Here is a 17,732-nt window from a genome sequence, read left to right as displayed (position 1 = left end):
CGTTTCGTTTCGTTTTTTTCGTTAGCTTCACTGCTCTCTTAAAAACATTTGAGCGTTGTATAGTTAAGCCTCTCGGGCAATTAGTACACGTTAGCTCAATGGCTCACACCACTTACACACCGCGCCTATCTACGTCTTCGTCTTAAACAACCCTTACTCACTTGATGTGTGGGAGAACTCATCTCTTGGCAAGTTTCGTGCTTAGATGCTTTCAGCACTTATCTCTTCCGCACTTAGCTACCCGGCTATGCGTCTGGCGACACAACCGGAACACCAGCGGTGCGTCCACTCCGGTCCTCTCGTACTAGGAGCAGCCCCAATCAATTCTCCAACGCCCACGGCAGATAGGGACCGAACTGTCTCACGACGTTCTAAACCCAGCTCGCGTACCACTTTAAATGGCGAACAGCCATACCCTTGGGACCTACTTCAGCCCCAGGATGTGATGAGCCGACATCGAGGTGCCAAACACCGCCGTCGATATGAACTCTTGGGCGGTATCAGCCTGTTATCCCCGGAGTACCTTTTATCCGTTGAGCGATGGCCCTTCCATTCAGAACCACCGGATCACTATGACCTACTTTCGTACCTGCTCGACTTGTCCGTCTCGCAGTTAAGCTTGCTTATACCATTGCACTAACCTGACGATGTCCGACCGTCATTAGCAAACCTTCGTGCTCCTCCGTTACGCTTTGGGAGGAGACCGCCCCAGTCAAACTACCCACCAGACACTGTCCGAACACCCGTTCCGGGCGCTTCGTTAGAACATCAAACGTTAAAGGGTGGTATTTCAAGGTCGACTCCATCATCACTGGCGTGACGACTTCAAAGTCTCCCACCTATCCTACACATCAAAATTCAATGTTCAGTGTCAAGCTATAGTAAAGGTTCACGGGGTCTTTCCGTCTAGCCGCGGGTACACCGCATCTTCACGGCAATTTCAATTTCACTGAGTCTCGGGTGGAGACAGCCTGGCCATCATTATGCCATTCGTGCAGGTCGGAACTTACCCGACAAGGAATTTCGCTACCTTAGGACCGTTATAGTTACGGCCGCCGTTTACTGGGGCTTCGATCAGGTGCTTCTCTTTCGATAACACCATCAATTAACCTTCCAGCACCGGGCAGGCATCACACCCTATACGTCCACTTTCGTGTTTGCAGAGTGCTGTGTTTTTAATAAACAGTTGCAGCCAGCGGGTCACTTCGACCGGTTCAACCTTCATCCGCAAGGGATTACAATCTACGCCGGCGCACCTTCTCCCGAAGTTACGGTGCTATTTTGCCTAGTTCCTTCACCCGAGTTCTCTCAAGCGCCTGAGTATTCTCTACCTGACCACCTGTGTCGGTTTTCAGTACGGTTTAGTAAAGCCTTTCGCTTAGTGGCTTTTCCTGGAAGTGTGGTATCAGTTACTTCAGCCCCTTGAGGCCTCGTCATCATTTCTCAGTGTTAAGAAAGTCCGGATTTGCCTAAACTTCCCACCTACCAACTTAAACGTGCATATCCAACAGCACGCTAACCTAACCTGCTCCGTCCCCACATCGCAGCTTTACCAAGTACGGGAATATTAACCCGTTTCCCATCGACTACGCTTTTCAGCCTCGCCTTAGGGGCCGACTCACCCTGCCCCGATTAACGTTGGACAGGAACCCTTGGTCTTCCGGCGAACGGGTTTTTCACCCGTTTTATCGTTACTTATGTCAGCATTCGCACTTGTGATACGTCCAGCAGCCCTCTCGAACTCCCTTCATCCGCTTACACAACGCTCCCCTACCCAACAGACTTTCGCCTGATGCCGCAGCTTCGGTGCTATATTTGAGCCCCGTTACATCTTCCGCGCAGGCCGACTCGACTAGTGAGCTATTACGCTTTCTTTAAATGATGGCTGCTTCTAAGCCAACATCCTAGCTGTCTAAGCCTTCCCACTTCGTTTCCCACTTAATATAGACTTTGGGACCTTAGCTGGCGGTCTGGGTTGTTTCCCTCTCCACGACGAACGTTAGCACCCGCCGTGTGTCTCCTGAGTATCACTCTTCGGTATTCGTAGTTTGCATCGGGTTGGTAAGCCGGGATGGCCCCCTAGCCGAAACAGTGCTCTACCCCCGAAGGTGTCCGCTCAAGGCTCTACCTAAATAGATTTCGGGGAGAACCAGCTATCTCCCGGTTTGATTGGCCTTTCACCCCCAGCCACAAGTCATCCGCTAATTTTTCAACATTAGTCGGTTCGGTCCTCCAGTTAGTGTTACCCAACCTTCAACCTGCCCATGGCTAGATCACCGGGTTTCGGGTCTATACCTTGCAACTCTTCGCCCAGTTAAGACTCGGTTTCCCTTCGGCTCCCTGATTTAGTTAACCTCGCTACAAAATATAAGTCGCTGACCCATTATACAAAAGGTACGCAGTCACCCTTGCGGGCTCCCACTGCTTGTACGTACAAGGTTTCAGGTTCTATTTCACTCCCCTCACCGGGGTTCTTTTCGCCTTTCCTTCACAGTACTGGTTCACTATCGGTCAATCAGGAGTATTTAGCCTTGGAGGATGGTCCCCCCTTCTTCAAACAGGATATCACGTGTCCCGCCCTACTTGTCGTTAACTTAGTACCACGACCTGGACTTCGAGTACGGGGCTATCACCCTGTGTCGCTGTGCTTCCCAGCACATTCCTCTGTCTCTGTCGCTATCATTAACAGGCTACTTCGCTTTCGCTCGCCGCTACTGACGAAATCTCGGTTGATTTCTTTTCCTCGGGGTACTTAGATGTTTCAGTTCTCCCGGTTTGCCTCAACAAGCTATGTATTCACTCGTTGATAGTGGGCTCTTCACCCACTGGGTTGCCCCATTCGGATATCTTGGATTAAACGCTTCTTATCAACTCATCCAAGCTTTTCGCAGATTAGCACGTCCTTCTTCGCCTCTGATTGCCAAGGCATCCACCTTGTACGCTTAGTCGCTTAACTATACAACCTCAAATGCTCTTCTTACGATTTGCATTTAGTGGCTATCTTTAATTCAACTAACACTCTTAAATTGCTTTTGTTCAATTCAGAGTTTTTAACAAAACATGTCGTTATTTCGTTTTACTCAGACTTTCTTTCGAAAATCTCTCGTTTTTAGCTTGTTTCCAATTTTTTAAAGAACAAATAAGATAAATATAAAGCTATCTTTAGTTGGCGTCCCCACGGGGATTCGAACCCCGGTTACCGCCGTGAAAGGGCGATGTCCTAGGCCTCTAGACGATGGGGACATCAAGTAAAGATACTCTATATTTCAACGTCACTTTCAGCTTCGTTGCTTACTCTTCTATCTACAATACACCAGACAATCTGTGTGAACACTCGCTGTCGCTCATTTTTGGTAAGGAGGTGATCCAACCGCAGGTTCCCCTACGGTTACCTTGTTACGACTTCACCCCAGTCATGAATCATACCGTGGTAAACGCCCCCCTCGCGGTTAAGCTATCTACTTCTGGTACAACCCACTCCCATGGTGTGACGGGCGGTGTGTACAAGGCCCGGGAACGTATTCACCGCGACATTCTGATTCGCGATTACTAGCGATTCCGACTTCATGGAGTCGAGTTGCAGACTCCAATCCGGACTTAGACGTACTTTCTGAGATTCACTCCACCTCGCAGCTTCGTTACCCTCTGTATACGCCATTGTAGCACGTGTGTAGCCCTACTCGTAAGGGCCATGATGACTTGACGTCATCCCCACCTTCCTCCGGTTTGTCACCGGCAGTCTCCTTTGAGTTCCCACCATTACGCGCTGGCAACAAAGGATAAGGGTTGCGCTCGTTGCGGGACTTAACCCAACATTTCACAACACGAGCTGACGACAGCCATGCAGCACCTGTCTCATGGTTCCCGAAGGCACTCCCGTATCTCTACAGGATTCCATGGATGTCAAGAGTAGGTAAGGTTCTTCGCGTTGCATCGAATTAAACCACATGCTCCACCGCTTGTGCGGGCCCCCGTCAATTCATTTGAGTTTTAACCTTGCGGCCGTACTCCCCAGGCGGTCGATTTATCACGTTAGCTTCGGGCACCAAGCTTAAAGCCCAATCCCCAAATCGACAGCGTTTACAGCGTGGACTACCAGGGTATCTAATCCTGTTTGCTCCCCACGCTTTCGCACATGAGCGTCAGTACATTCCCAAGGGGCTGCCTTCGCCTTCGGTATTCCTCCACATCTCTACGCATTTCACCGCTACACGTGGAATTCTACCCCTCCCTAAAGTACTCTAGATCCCCAGTCTGAAATGCAATTCCCAGGTTAAGCCCGGGGCTTTCACACCTCACTTAAAAATCCGCCTGCGTGCCCTTTACGCCCAGTTATTCCGATTAACGCTCGCACCCTCCGTATTACCGCGGCTGCTGGCACGGAGTTAGCCGGTGCTTCTTCTGTGTTTAACGTCAATTTGTTGCGCTATTTACACAACAACCTTCCTCAACACCGAAAGAACTTTACAACCCGAAGGCCTTCTTCATTCACGCGGCATGGCTGCGTCAGGGTTGCCCCCATTGCGCAATATTCCCCACTGCTGCCTCCCGTAGGAGTCCGGGCCGTGTCTCAGTCCCGGTGTGGCTGGCCATCCTCTCAGACCAGCTAGAGATCGCAGGCTTGGTAGGCCTTTACCCTACCAACTACCTAATCCCACTTGGGCTCATCCTATGGCATGCGGCCCTAAGGTCCCGCACTTTCATCTTCCGATTCTACGCGGTATTAGCGACAGTTTCCCGTCGTTATCCCCCTCCATAAGCTAGATTCCCAAACATTACTCACCCGTCCGCCACTCGTCAGCATAAGTACAAGTACTTACCTGCTACCGTTCGACTTGCATGTGTTAAGCCTGCCGCCAGCGTTCAATCTGAGCCATGATCAAACTCTTCAATTCAAGTTCAATCGCTCAATATTCTGCTTGCTAAAAGTTTTCGCTTCTCACTTATAAATTAAATTTAAAGTAAGTTTTATGAATTTCTAGTTAGCACCTATTAAGACTTCAAAATTAAAAATAGTTTTTTAAAACAAGTCAATCAACAAGTGCCCACACAGATTGTCTGATTCGTTGTTAAAGAGCAAAAAACAACGACGCACGTGTAAATTTGACTATTTCACAACCATGCGTCGTTGTGTGCCACGTATTATAGGAATTTTCTAACCTCGCGCAAGCACTTTTTATAAAAAAATTTGATTTTTTTATTATTTGTATAAATCTCACTCAACCTGGTTTGTTTTGAGGTTTGTTTTGAGGTTTGTTTTTGAGCAAAAATCAGCGTAAATTAGTCCCCCTAATTCAGTTTCAGTATCTATATATGAGGAAAACAAATGAATTTCGAAAAAATGATTGGTTTCGGTGTAGCCGGGAATTTCGCCGGCCATCTAGAACAAGCGGGCGAAGCTGCGGATTTCGTGGCAGTGAAAACCGAAAGTGCAATTCAACCTAAAGCAATTTTTCCCTTCTATGTACCAAGTGAAAAAGCCGGTTTTCTTTCAGCTTATCCTTTAAGCCACCAGTACATTCGTTTTCCTCAAGGTGCCGACAATCTTCAAATTGAGCCGGAAATTGCGCTGATTTGTGATATTCAATATAAAAATGGGAAAGTGACCGCGCTGATTCCCCATCATTTTGCCGCTTATAACGATTGTTCTATTCGTCGTCCGAATGCGAAAAAAATTGCAGAAAAGAAAAACTGGGGGCGGGAAACTAAAGGTATTTCAGAAAATCTTTTGCCTTTATCTTCTTTTAAAGAAGGAAGTGAAATTGATCACTACCGCATAGCAAGCTTCCACAAACGCAACGGCGAAATAAATGCTTACGGTGTGGATAGTTGGGCGAAAGATTACAGCTATTTCCACCAACAATTGTTAGATTGGATTGTGGATCGCATGAATAATCAACCGGATGAAGGCCCGATGAATCATATCGCTCCATTAATCGAGGCGGCCGGTTTTCCTGAACAAACAATTATCAGTATTGGTGCAACACGTTATACGCCGTTCGGCGAAACGCATTTTCTACAACCGGGCGATACCAGCATCGTCGTAGTTTATGATGGCGAAAAATATCAACCCGAACAAATTGAAGAAATGGCGCGGGTAGAACAATTTCCCGATGACCTTTCCGCCTTGCTTCAACACGTCATCTGACCTTTCAATGCGGTGCTGTTCCGTAGGTTCACTTAATGACAAACTACGGAACGGCAAATCGAGCGCTTTTGTGCTAAATCCTTGCTTCCATCACGCTTCTCAAATTTTCCTTTTCTTGCGAAGAAAGGGCTTTTCCGGCTTGATTGGTTAAAATGAAGAAATCCTCGGCTTTCTCGCCCACCGTGGTGATTTTTGCGTTTAACAAATTCAAATTAAGCTCGCTGAAAATTTGACTCACTTCCGCCAACAAGCCAGGCTTATCTAAAGCGACCAACTCCATTTCCGTATGTTCGGTTTTGCTTTCGTGCAAGAAGCGAACCTCCGTTTTCACGCTGAAATGTTGCAATTGCCGATTCGGCGCTAACGAAATCGTCGAATGCTTCTCGTTTCGCAAGGCCTGCGTCAAGGCACATTCCAATTCACGTCGGCGGGCAAATTTGACTAAATCACCGTTTAGTTCGGTAATGATAAAACTATCGAATACATAACCGTCTTGCGCTGTTAGAATTTGCGCGTCGTGAATGCTGAATTTCTTCGCACCGATGGTCGTAACCACCTTGTTGAACAAATGTGGTTGATCTTGCGTGTAGATAAACACTTCGGTACCGCCAAGGCAAAAGCGATTCGTAATTTTAACCAATAAGTCGCCCGCAAACTCCGCTAGCAATGCGGTATGGCCGGCAATTTGTTTTGGTGTATTGCGTAAGAAATACTCTTCCGGACAACGCGCCCATAATTGCGTAACGGCTTGTTTGGAGATTGCCGGTAACTCCGTTTGCAAAATCGTCAATGCGGCACGGCGATGTTCTTGCGCTTTTTCCGAATAATCCAACAATTCCAGCATTCCTTGGTTGAACTGCTGCGCGGTGAAATCATATAAGAAAGAAAACAACGATCGTTTCCAACCGTTCCAGAGCACCGCATTGGTGGCGCTGATATCCGCAACGGTAAGCACGGTTAAATAATCAAGACGCACCTGATTTTGTACCGCTTCAGCGAATTTCATCACCACTTCGGGATCATGAATATCGCGGCGCTGCGCGGTTATCGACATCAACAAATGCGCACCTACCAACCAACTTAGGGTATCAATTTCACTGCGTTCAAAACCATGCAAACGGGCAAATTCTGCTACATCCAATGCGCCGAGTTGCGCATGATCGCCGTTTCGTCCTTTCGCGATATCATGAAATAACGCGGCGACATAAAGCAGTGTACGATCGGGAAGTCGAGTCAATATCCGATGGCAAATCGGATGTTGTGTTTCACTTTCTGGCGACAAAAAACCTTCCAGTTTCAACATTACCCGCAAAATATGTTCATCCACCGTATAAATATGAAACAAATCAAACTGCATCAAGCCTTCGATGCCCTGCCATTGAGGGAGGTAGGCGGTCAGCACGCCATATTGATGCATCGGCATGAACGCACGTGCGATGGCGTTCGGTTGATTAAATAAATGTAAAAACTTCTCACGTGCCGCCGGAATTTCACATAATTTTTGGCTTAATTGTTCCAGAGCCAGTTGCAGTTTTCGCAACGTTTCAGAATGGATTACCGCTGTTTGAAATTGCGTCAGATAAAAAAATAAGTCCAAAATCCGTTCCGGATGCCGAATAAAAATATCGTGATGACGCAAATATAAGGCGTTATTTAACAGTTCAAAATCGTCATCCATTTGATGAATAAACACATCATAATTCGGTGAAAGAAAATGTTCGCGATAATGTTGAATCAACAGGTTGCTGATCAACGAAATACGCTTCAACGCTTGAAAAAAACGCTTCATCATGTTTTCCACGCCTTGGTTACCTTCACCGTGAAAACCTAATAATTGGCTGACTTTAATTTGGCGATCAAACAGCAATCGGTTGTCGTAACGTTTCAGAATCAAATGTAAGGCGAATCGCACTTTAAACAAAAACGCCTGACTTTCCCGCAATTGCTGATATTCCTGCGGATAAATAAAGCCGCTTTCAGAAATCGCTTGCAAGGTTTGCGCGCCGGTGTGACGTAAAGCGATCCAATACAACAAATGCAAATCGCGCAAGCCGCCCGGACTGTATTTAATGTCCGGTTCCAAATTGTAGGCGGTATTGTGATAGCGTTGATAACGCTCAATTCGCTCCTGCACTTTAGCGTTGAAGAATTCCTCTTTCGACCAAAAATCCCCACCATTGACGGATTCCTGCAGTGCTTTGAAGCAGGCTTGATTTCCGCTAAGAAATCGGGCTTCCAACAAATTTGTCGCAATCGTAATATCTCGCTTGCCTTCCGCTTTACACTGTGCAAGCGTACGGACACTATGCCCCACCTCAAAACCGCAATCCCATAAAAATTGCACGAATCGGCCGATTTTTTCTTCCGTTTCCGGCATTGGTGGAATTTCCGTCAAAATCAAAAAATCCAAATCCGATAACGGAAACATTTCCCGTCGGCCGTAACCGCCTACAGCAATAAGAGTCAAAGTGCTTTGCGCACTCAAATCCATTTCACGCCATAGCCGTTTTAACAGGGCGTCATAAAAATCACTGCGATTTTCGATCAACTGAAAGATGTCGTAACGGGAAAAATTTTCCAACTCGAACCGTTTCAAATTTTCTCGTTGAATTTTAACCGAAGCAGAATTAAGAGAATCAGAAAAATCGGGAGAGAAAAGCATAAAATTCCTCATAAAAAAAGCCCAACAAGTGGGCTTTAAAATAATTAAGCATTCGTCATTATGCGTTGAATTCGGCCTTCGGCGATTTCCTCGTCGCGAATCGTCATCACTTCACAACCTTTTTCCGTCACCACAATTTGATGTTCGAATTGCGCCGAGTGGCTACGATCTTTGGTTTTTACCGTCCAACCGTCGCCCATTACGCGCACTTCTTTTTTTCCGGCGTTGATCATCGGTTCAATGGTAAACACCATGCCCGGCTCTAAAATTACGCCGCCGTCGTCGGCATAATAATGCAACACTTGCGGATCACAATGAAATTCGGTACCGATACCGTGGCCACAATATTCACGCACCACGCTAAAACCTTGACTTTCCGTATATTCTTGTACTGCCCTGCCGATTTCATTTAAACGAATGCCGGGTTTTACTGTACGCAAACCGACATAAAGCGCTTCTTGCGCCGCGTCCACCAATTTTTTGCTACGAATATTGGTTTCTCCACCGACGATGTACATCTTGGAATTATCGCCGAAATAGCCGTCTTTAATGACGGTCACATCGATATTAACGATATCGCCATTTTTCAGCACTTTATCCGTGCTCGGAATGCCGTGGCACACCACTTCATTAATGGAAATACAAGTTGCTTTCGGAAAACCGTGATAATTCAAACAGGCGGGAATCACTTTTTGCTCGTTCACCATGTATTCGTGGCAAATGCGGTCGAGTTCGCCGGTCGTTACTCCCGGTTTGACATAGGATTCAATCATCACCAATACGTCGGACGCCAATTTACAGGCTTCGCGCAATTTCACTAATTCATCTTCGGTTCTTAACGGAATCGTCATTTTATTCCCTCCGGATAATTCAAATTGCGGCGGATTATAGCACGATTTCCGGCATTATGTAGTAAACAGGCAAAACCGAAAGCGTTGACTTAGCGGGCTTATCAAACCGTTTGAGCATCCGTCGTATGCCCCAAATAGCACCGCATTGAACCCAGTGTTTAGGCGGCAAGCGGCTTCAATGCGGTGCTGTTTCGAGTGTCCATCGATAAGCCGCATCGCACCGACGATTTCCGCGGAAAATCTTGAATGCACTTGAACGGATTAGTCGGTTATTGGATAATACGCCGGTTCAATTTTAGGAAATTTAGGAAAGTGAGAAAAATATGACAGATCACATTGCCGTTCCCTTAACATTCACCGACGCAGCGGCCAATAAAGTAAAAAGCTTAATTAGCGAAGAAGAAAATCATAACCTCAAATTGCGCGTGTACATAACCGGCGGCGGCTGCAGCGGTTTCCAATACGGTTTCACTTTTGATGAGAAAGTCAACGAAGGCGACTTGACTGTTGAAAAATCCGGCGTGCAATTGGTCATCGACCCGATGAGCTTGCAATATCTCATCGGCGGCACCGTAGATTACACCGAAGGTTTGGAAGGGTCGCGTTTTATCGTCATCAATCCAAATGCCAGCAGCACTTGCGGTTGCGGTTCTTCTTTTAGCATTTAATATGGATTTCCAATTTACTGCTTATCAAGGCACTGTTTCCGCCAAATGTTCTATGGAACATATTGCCCTCGCCAACTGGTTTAATACCGAAGTGCGGTCAAATCCGGCCGCGATTTTAAACGCACTTTCGACTGCGCGACATCTGACTGAAAATCAAGAAGAAGCCTTAATCGGTGCGGAATACACGTTATTTTTAAACGTCTATGAAGTGATGGTGCGCGCCAATAATCTTGCGCTCGATTCAGATGAAATATTGGAAGACGACTTTCACTATTACGATGAAGAAAGCATCGCTTTTTGTGGCACACAAGATTTTATTCACTTCCTCGAAGCCTACGTTGACTTTATCGCCTAATTCTAAATGACTGAAAATAACCATCCAGAACAAACCTCCGAGTCGAAACCATCAAAACGCCGCGCGTGCAAAGTGTTTTTGCTCAAAGCGGCTTTTACCTTCACTGTGCTTGCCATGTTTTACGGCGCCTATTTGGATTGGCGAATCCGCGCCAAAATGGACGGCCAAATTTGGCGCTTACCGGCGGAAGTTTACAGTCGCATTGAAAGCATAAAAATCTCGGACAATCTTGCCTTCGATGAAGTAATTCAAATTTTGCTTGATAACGAATATCGTCAAACGACGATGGTTGCCGCACCGGGCGATTTCAAACTTGAAGACGACACCATCGTGGTGTTGCGCCGTGCCTTTCCTTTCCCGGACAAGCCGGAACCGCAACGCGTGTTGCGTTTGCGTTTTAGCGCGAATAAACTGCACCGCATTGAAGACTTGGTGGCAGTGAAAACCGTAGATGAATTCCGCCTTGCCCCCAAATTAATTGCGATGTTGCAATCGGATAACGAAGATCGCCTGGCTATTCCTCTGCAAAATTACCCGCGCTTGTTAATTGACACCTTGCTTTTAACGGAAGATCGTCGTTTTTACGACCATTACGGCATCAATCCGGTCGGTATCGTGCGCGCAATGATCGCCAACATTCGCGCCGGCCAAACAGTACAAGGCGGCAGTACACTCACCCAGCAATTAGTGAAAAACCTATTTTTATCCGGCGAACGCACCATCACGCGTAAAGCCAACGAAGCCTTAATGGCATTACTGTTAGATTGGCGTTACGATAAAAACCGTATTCTGGAAACTTATCTCAACGAAATTTATCTCGGGCAAAATGGCGATACGCAAATCCATGGTTTTGAGCTGGCCAGCCAATTTTATTTCGGCCGTTCCGTTCGCGAAATCAGCCTCGATCAAATCGCCCTTTTGGTCGGCATGGTGAAAGGGCCTTCCCTTTATAATCCATGGCGCAATCCGCAAAACGCCCTTGAACGCCGCAATCTAGTGTTAAAACTGATGCTTGATCACCAAATAATCGGCGACGAATTATATGAATTGCTGAGTAAACGCCCGCTCGGCGTACAAATAAAAGGGCAAATTTCGCGCAAATACCCCGCCTTTATGCAGACGTTACAAGCGGATTTACGCCGTCAACTGGGTGAAAATAAAATGTCAGGTCTGCTCGGAGCGCGCATTTTCAGTACGATGGATTTAAAACAGCAAGCGCAATCGGAAAATGCCGTGGTGAATACTGTTTCTAAGCTGCAAATACAAACCCAAAACCCATATTTGGAAGGTGCGATGATCGTGGCAGATTACCGCACGGGCGAAATTCGTTCGGTGGTCGGTGGTCTGCAAACCCAATATGCCGGTTTTAACCGCGCATTAATGGCGAAACGCCAAATCGGCTCATTAGTTAAACCTTCCGTTTATTTGACCGCACTGTCCAACCCGGATCAATTTCGCTTAAACACGCCGATTAACAACCAACCGATTACCATCAATGTGAAAGGTAGTCCGCCGTGGCAACCGCGCAACTACGATCGTAAGTATAGCGGTTCGGTGATGTTAATGGATGCGCTCGCCCGCTCGCTGAATATTCCGACGGTCAATATTGGGATGAAAGCCGGTTTGAGTAAAGTTATCGATACGCAAAAAGCGATGGGATGGGACAATGTAGAAATTCCGAAAGTCCCCGCCATGTTGCTCGGCTCTTATTCCATTTCGCCCTATGACGTGACCAAGCTCTATCAAACCATTGCCAATCAGGGCGGTAGAATTGATTTAAGCACAATCGATAGTATTGTCGATCGCCAAGGCAATCTGATTTATCAACACGATAAAGAAGCCAAACAAGTTGTGCCGCGTGAAGCCGCCTTCCAAACACTGTTTGCCATGCAACAAACCGTCGAACGCGGTACGGCGCGCAGTTTGCAAAACGATTACGCCGATCTTCGTCTAGCGGGGAAAACGGGCACCACGAACGATGCGCGCGATACTTGGTTTGTCGGCATTGACGGCAAAAACGTTAGCACCATTTGGCTCGGTCGCGATGACAACGGCGAAACCAAACTTACCGGCGCATCTGGCGCATTACAAATCTATAAAGATTATCTCAATCGCGTTTACATTGAAAAACTCACCTTAGACAAACCTTCGGATATCAAATGGATAGGAATCACTCCACATGGTGGCTGGGATTGCAGCAGCAATCGCGTGATTCCGGTGTGGGTTAACAATGGACAAAACTTCTGTTCTTCATCTTCTGCGACGACAAGCCAGCCGGCGGAAAGCAGCGCTTCGGATCAATCGGCCGAAACGCCACAAGGGAGCGTATGGGATGTTCTTGATAATGCACCGGTGGAAGAAGCCTCGCCTCAATAATTCAGAGGAAAACGCATGTAAAAAAAGCGGAAATCCATCTTCCGCTTTTTTTAATCAACGCATTAAATCCCTCAGCAAAGCAAGTACCGTTTGAATTTCATTTTGCGATAACGCGCCCTCCTTCGCAAACTTCACTTTGCCTTGTTTATCCAACACGATAATCAAACTGTCTTTTTCCTGTAAATTCCAAGCATTTTTGACCGCACCTTTATCATCCAAAATAACTTGGCTGTGAGGATTCTCAATTTTACCTTTTTCGGCGCTGCGCTTTACGAACATACCGGTGCCGACAATGGCATCATCGGCATTAATGATTGTTGTCGTTTGATATTTAGTCTGATCAAAATGTGCTGCTTTAATCGCATCAATCATCGGTTGATTTTTCTCTTTTGCCGCGGTTCTGTCGGCTAAATGGTGAACTACACGCACTTTGCCCGGCAAACTCGAGGAATACCAAGGCTTCAATGCGGTGCTATTTTCGATGATCACAATCTCACCGAACTCGACCACTTTCACCGGCGGTACGACTTGCTCCGACTGTAAATTATGCGCGGACACCGTACCGTTTATCATCGCTGCCCCCAAAATCGTTACTAAAAATTGTATTTTCATAATTTTCCTCAAATACTTTTCCCAAACATTGCATTTTTGGCGAGCAAGCCATTTTTTGCTATACTCGCGCCCCGTTATATTTTACTTAAGAAGGAAAACCCCATGGATCAAATGCCAGCCTGCCCCAAATGCCGAGGTGAATATGTTTATCACGATTCGGTTAATTTCGTTTGTCCTGATTGCGGTAATGAGTGGAACGGCAATGAAGCGGCGGAAGTCGACGACGAGCAACTCATCGTCAAAGACAGCAACGGTAACTTGCTTGCCGACGGCGATGATGTGCTTTTAATTAAAGATCTAAAATTGAAAGGCTCGTCCGAAGTGTTGAAAAAAGGCACTAAATTCAAAAACATCCGTTTAGTCAACGGCGATCACAATGTGGACTGCGGAAAAATCATGCTGAAATCCGAGTTTTTGAAAAAAGCTTAACTTTACGCGGTCAAAATTAGCTGACCGCGTTTTTTTAGACATTCACCGGTTTTACAATCTCACTTGGATAACAACCTAAAATTTTCAAGTAGTTACTGCAAGCTTTTAATTCATCCAAAGCTTGAAGAGTGTCAGGATGATGAATATTCGCTTCGATTTCCAAATAAAACATCTCCTCCCAAGGCTTTCCGTAAATCGGACGGGATTCAAGCTTAGTCATATTAATATTGTGCTTTTTAAACACTAAAAGTGCATCCACTAAAGAACCGACTTGTTGTGAAGTCGTCATCAACAGCAAGGTTTTCGTGTGAATCTGTGGCGACACTTCGCGCGGCTGCTTCGCTACAACAATAAAGCGAGTGATGTTATTTGCTTGGTTGGCGATGTTGTTTTTCAACACGTTCAAACCATACAGCTTGCCCCCGTCTTCATTACCTAATGCAGCAATATTTGACTTGTTTAAACGGGCGACCAACTGCATCGCATGAGAGCTGCTTTCACAATATTCAATATGAACGCGTTTAAGAAGGTGAATGAATTGACTGCATTGCTGAATCACTTGCGGATGACTATAAAGCGTGTCAATTTGGCTTAAATCCGTATTACCATTCACTAATACACAGTGTTTGATTGGATAGGCCAGTTCGCCTACAAGCGATAAATCCGTATGTTGTAGCAGATCGTACACCTCGTTAATCGCCCCCGACGTGGTATTTTCCAACGGTAAAATACCAAAATCGGCCTCACCATTCTGCACTTTCTCAAATACTTGCTCAAAAGACTCGCAACCGAGCTCTACAAACTGTTTTTGATAGCGAGCGGCATAATTGCGCGCGGCTAAGTTTGAATAAGAACCGCGTTTGCCCAAGAATGCAATATGCAGATTTTCTTCACGTTGTTCATTAAGTTTTTGCTGTAAATAAACTTGTTGGGTCAAAACCGAATCTTCAATAATTTTTTGGAAAATAGAAGTAATATATTGCGGTTCAAGTTGATAATTTTCATTTTCAGCAAATTGTACCAATTCTTGCAAAAGTTGCTGCTCACGTTCCACATCACGCAAAGCTTTTTGGGTCACTTCTTTACTTCTTACCACATCAAAAGCCAAGCGATGGCGCTCAGAAAGCAACTTCAGCAAACTACGGTCAATTTGCGTAATTTGTTGACGAATTTCGGATAGTTCTAAAGCCATATTTATCCTTATTTGAAGATTACTGCGTCTTTCGACATATTTTGAGGCATCAAGCACAGTTGCTTTTTGCGAGTTTTTCCAAAATTGAGTGACGTTTTAGGAGCAATTAATACAATAAAAAAGCTATACTTCTTGTAGAAATATAGCTTTTTCAACTAAAAAATTATTAGATTAAAATTTGAGCAGGTGCGAGATAACCCTGTGGTACTTTTTCTTTATCTTCAAAAGTGACAAATTCCCACGCCTCTTGATTTGCAAGTACAGCTCGAAGTAATTTGTTATTTAAACCATGACCTGATTTATACGCTTTAAAAGCACCGATGATATTGTAACCACACATATATAAGTCGCCTATGGCATCTAGCATCTTATGTCGAACGAGTTCATCTCTAAAACGTAAACCGTCTTCATTTAAGATACGATAATCGTCTAATACGATGGCGTTGTCTAAACTACCGCCTAATGCTAAACCTTGAGATTGAAGATATTCAATATCTTTCATAAAACCAAAAGTTCTTGCCCGAGCGATTTGATGAACAAATGTTTGCGCAGAAAAATCCATTACATAATTACGTACGTTTTTGCCAATCGCAGGATGCTCAAAATCTATAGTAAAGTCCAAACGAAAACCATCGTAAGGTTTAAATTCCGCCCACTTATCACCGTCTTCCACGCGTACGTATTGCTTAATACGAATAAATTTCTTAGGCGCGTTTTGCTCTTTAATTCCCGCATCTAATAACAAGTAAACGAACGGACTTGCACTACCGTCCATAATGGGAATTTCTGGTGCATCAACTTCAATAATAATGTTATCAATACCAAGACCAGCTAATGCGGCGTTCAAGTGTTCTACGGTTGAAACACGAACACCTTGCTCATTTACTAATGCAGTACAAAGCATTGTGTCACGTACCGAATCTGCATTTGCAGGAAAGGTTACAGGAGGATTTAAATCCGTACGACAGTAGATTATGCCGGTATTTGGCATAGCTGGACGTAGCGTTAAACTTACCTTTTTCCCGCTATGTAAACCTACTCCTGTTACTTTAATGCTTTGCTTTAATGTTCTTTGCTTAATCATAATTTTTGCCCTACTGCAAAATAACAGTTCATTTGTTATTTATCACTTTGCTCCACTACATTGGGATCAAATCGTTTAAAAGAAGATAAACGATCGGTAATTGGTCTTTCCAACTCGCTACGATATCCTTCTTTTGGTTGCTGAACGTGCTCCGAATTATAAGTTGAACGTATTGGCTCTGGTTGTCTAAAAGAGGTGATTTGTTGTTCTTGTGTTCTTAACTGGATTGCCTGTTGATTTTCTTCGGGATGATGCAGTGGCGATAGTTGTTGAACAGGTTTTTGTACTTGGATTACTTCATTTGGAGTAATTTCACCCAAGCCTGTTGCGACAATTGTCACACGGATTTCATCACTCATTTCAGGCACTAAAGTTGTTCCCACTACAATGGTCGCATCTTCAGATGCGAAGCTATGAATTGTATCGCCTACAACATTAAATTCATCGAATGCAATATCAAAACCGCCAGTAATATTAATTAAAATACCTTTTGCATTGGTTAAATCTACTTTCTCTAATAAATCGTTACGCACTGCAATTCTTGCTGCTTCTTCCGCGCGCCCTTCGCCTGGGCTACCGTGTGCGGAACCAAAGCCGATCATTGCTTGACCCATTTCAGACATAACCGTTCTTACATCTGCAAAGTCTACATTGATCATACCCGGAGAGGTAATCATATCGGAAATACCCATTACAGAATTACGTAATACATCATTTGCAGCAGCGAATGCGTCAATTAATGTTGCATTCTTTGGAAGAACTTTTTGAATTTGCTGATTAGGAATAATGATCATAGAATCAACATATTGTGAAAGGTCTTTGATACCTAATTCAGCAAATTGCATACGCTTTTTACCCTCAAAAGCGAATGGTTTTGTTACAACAGCAACAGTTAAGATGCCCAATTCTTTTGCTACTTTTGCAACTACCGGTGCAGCGCCTGTCCCAGTGCCACCGCCCATACCGGCAGCGATAAAAACCATATCAGCACCCTCAAGCATTTTACGGATTTCCTCTTGATCATCCTCTGCTGCTTTACGACCTACATTAGGATTTGCCCCTGCACCAAGACCTTTTGTTGTAGCTCCACCGATTTGTACGGTTTGTTGAACTTGGCTTTTACGCAATGCCTGAGCATCCGTATTCACCGCATAAAAAATAATTTTTCCATGTTCTTCGCTATCAAGCGCCGTTTCACTAAGGAAGGTTCCACCCACATTTTGTTTAGCCATGTTAGCAACCATATGATTAACGGCATTACCACCGCCACCACCAACACCGACAACCTTAATCAGTGCACCTGATTGCTCTTCAAAATCACCGTAATCTGGGTATAACATTTATTGTTCTCCATT

Annotated in this window: 11 protein-coding genes, 1 tRNA gene and 2 rRNA genes; 5 read left to right on the top strand and 9 right to left on the bottom strand. The window is 45.1% G+C overall.

Annotated features, from left to right (window positions below; all coding sequences use genetic code 11):
- Positions 1 to 59 precede the first annotated feature (59 nt).
- The 3 genes from AB3F25_RS02735 to AB3F25_RS02725 form a co-directional block, all read right to left on the bottom strand.
- Positions 60 to 2,956 (bottom strand): 23S ribosomal RNA (locus AB3F25_RS02735).
- A 211-nt stretch (positions 2,957 to 3,167) separates the two neighbouring features.
- A tRNA-Glu gene (locus tag AB3F25_RS02730) sits at positions 3,168 to 3,243 on the bottom strand.
- Between the two features lie 111 nt (positions 3,244 to 3,354).
- A 16S ribosomal RNA gene (locus AB3F25_RS02725) occupies positions 3,355 to 4,895 on the bottom strand.
- Together the 16S and 23S rRNA genes with 1 tRNA gene alongside form the textbook arrangement of a ribosomal RNA operon.
- Positions 4,896 to 5,326: 431 nt before the next feature.
- Here AB3F25_RS02725 and AB3F25_RS02720 point away from each other — a divergent pair.
- Entirely contained in the window at positions 5,327 to 6,148 is an 822-nt protein-coding gene (locus AB3F25_RS02720) for a DUF5718 family protein (RefSeq protein WP_373603986.1), read from the top strand.
- A 73-nt stretch (positions 6,149 to 6,221) separates the two neighbouring features.
- Here the strand turns inward: AB3F25_RS02720 and glnD are convergent, their stop codons facing one another.
- A complete protein-coding gene (gene glnD, locus AB3F25_RS02715; protein WP_373603985.1) occupies positions 6,222 to 8,810 on the bottom strand; it encodes a bifunctional uridylyltransferase/uridylyl-removing protein GlnD in 2,589 nt (862 codons plus the stop codon).
- Positions 8,811 to 8,854: 44 nt separating this feature from the next.
- A complete protein-coding gene (gene map, locus AB3F25_RS02710) occupies positions 8,855 to 9,661 on the bottom strand; it encodes a type I methionyl aminopeptidase (RefSeq protein ID WP_373603984.1) in 807 nt (268 codons plus the stop codon).
- A 323-nt stretch (positions 9,662 to 9,984) separates the two neighbouring features.
- Between map and erpA the strand changes: the two genes are divergently transcribed.
- The 3 genes from erpA to mrcB are packed head-to-tail and all read left to right on the top strand — an operon-like array spanning position 9,985 to position 13,060.
- The gene (erpA, locus tag AB3F25_RS02705; protein ID WP_373603983.1) at positions 9,985 to 10,329 is read left to right on the top strand and encodes an iron-sulfur cluster insertion protein ErpA; all 345 of its coding nucleotides are present in this window, start codon (positions 9,985 to 9,987) and stop codon (positions 10,327 to 10,329) included.
- Position 10,330: 1 nt separating this feature from the next.
- Positions 10,331 to 10,684, top strand: coding sequence for a YacL family protein (locus tag AB3F25_RS02700; RefSeq protein WP_373603982.1), 354 nt, complete (start codon positions 10,331 to 10,333; stop codon positions 10,682 to 10,684).
- Positions 10,685 to 10,690: 6 nt separating this feature from the next.
- Positions 10,691 to 13,060, top strand: coding sequence for a penicillin-binding protein 1B (gene mrcB, locus AB3F25_RS02695; protein ID WP_373603981.1), 2,370 nt, complete (start codon positions 10,691 to 10,693; stop codon positions 13,058 to 13,060).
- Positions 13,061 to 13,114: 54 nt separating this feature from the next.
- Here the strand turns inward: mrcB and AB3F25_RS02690 are convergent, their stop codons facing one another.
- Positions 13,115 to 13,672: a YtfJ family protein gene (locus AB3F25_RS02690; RefSeq protein ID WP_373603980.1), complete on the bottom strand. Its 558-nt coding sequence runs from the start codon at positions 13,670 to 13,672 to the stop codon at positions 13,115 to 13,117.
- Positions 13,673 to 13,774: 102 nt separating this feature from the next.
- On the opposite strand from AB3F25_RS02690, the gene AB3F25_RS02685 reads away from it, so the two are divergent.
- Entirely contained in the window at positions 13,775 to 14,101 is a 327-nt protein-coding gene (locus tag AB3F25_RS02685) for a zinc ribbon domain-containing protein YjdM (RefSeq protein ID WP_373603979.1), read from the top strand.
- A 34-nt stretch (positions 14,102 to 14,135) separates the two neighbouring features.
- Here AB3F25_RS02685 and AB3F25_RS02680 read toward each other — a convergent pair whose 3' ends face one another.
- The 3 genes from AB3F25_RS02680 to ftsZ form a co-directional block, all read right to left on the bottom strand.
- Complete coding sequence (locus AB3F25_RS02680) at positions 14,136 to 15,293, bottom strand: chorismate mutase (RefSeq protein WP_373603978.1); 1,158 nt, start codon at positions 15,291 to 15,293, stop codon at positions 14,136 to 14,138.
- Between the two features lie 166 nt (positions 15,294 to 15,459).
- On the bottom strand, positions 15,460 to 16,377 hold the full coding sequence (gene lpxC / locus AB3F25_RS02675; protein ID WP_373603977.1) for a UDP-3-O-acyl-N-acetylglucosamine deacetylase: 918 nt from the start codon (positions 16,375 to 16,377) through the stop codon (positions 15,460 to 15,462).
- Between the two features lie 35 nt (positions 16,378 to 16,412).
- Positions 16,413 to 17,717: a cell division protein FtsZ gene (ftsZ, locus tag AB3F25_RS02670; RefSeq protein ID WP_373603976.1), complete on the bottom strand. Its 1,305-nt coding sequence runs from the start codon at positions 17,715 to 17,717 to the stop codon at positions 16,413 to 16,415.
- Positions 17,718 to 17,732: the final 15 nt, after the last annotated feature.

Source organism: Aggregatibacter sp. HMT-949, from assembly GCF_041734645.1.
Classification (GTDB): Bacteria; Pseudomonadota; Gammaproteobacteria; order Enterobacterales; family Pasteurellaceae; genus Rodentibacter.
This window is presented reverse-complemented; position numbering and strand designations above follow the sequence as displayed.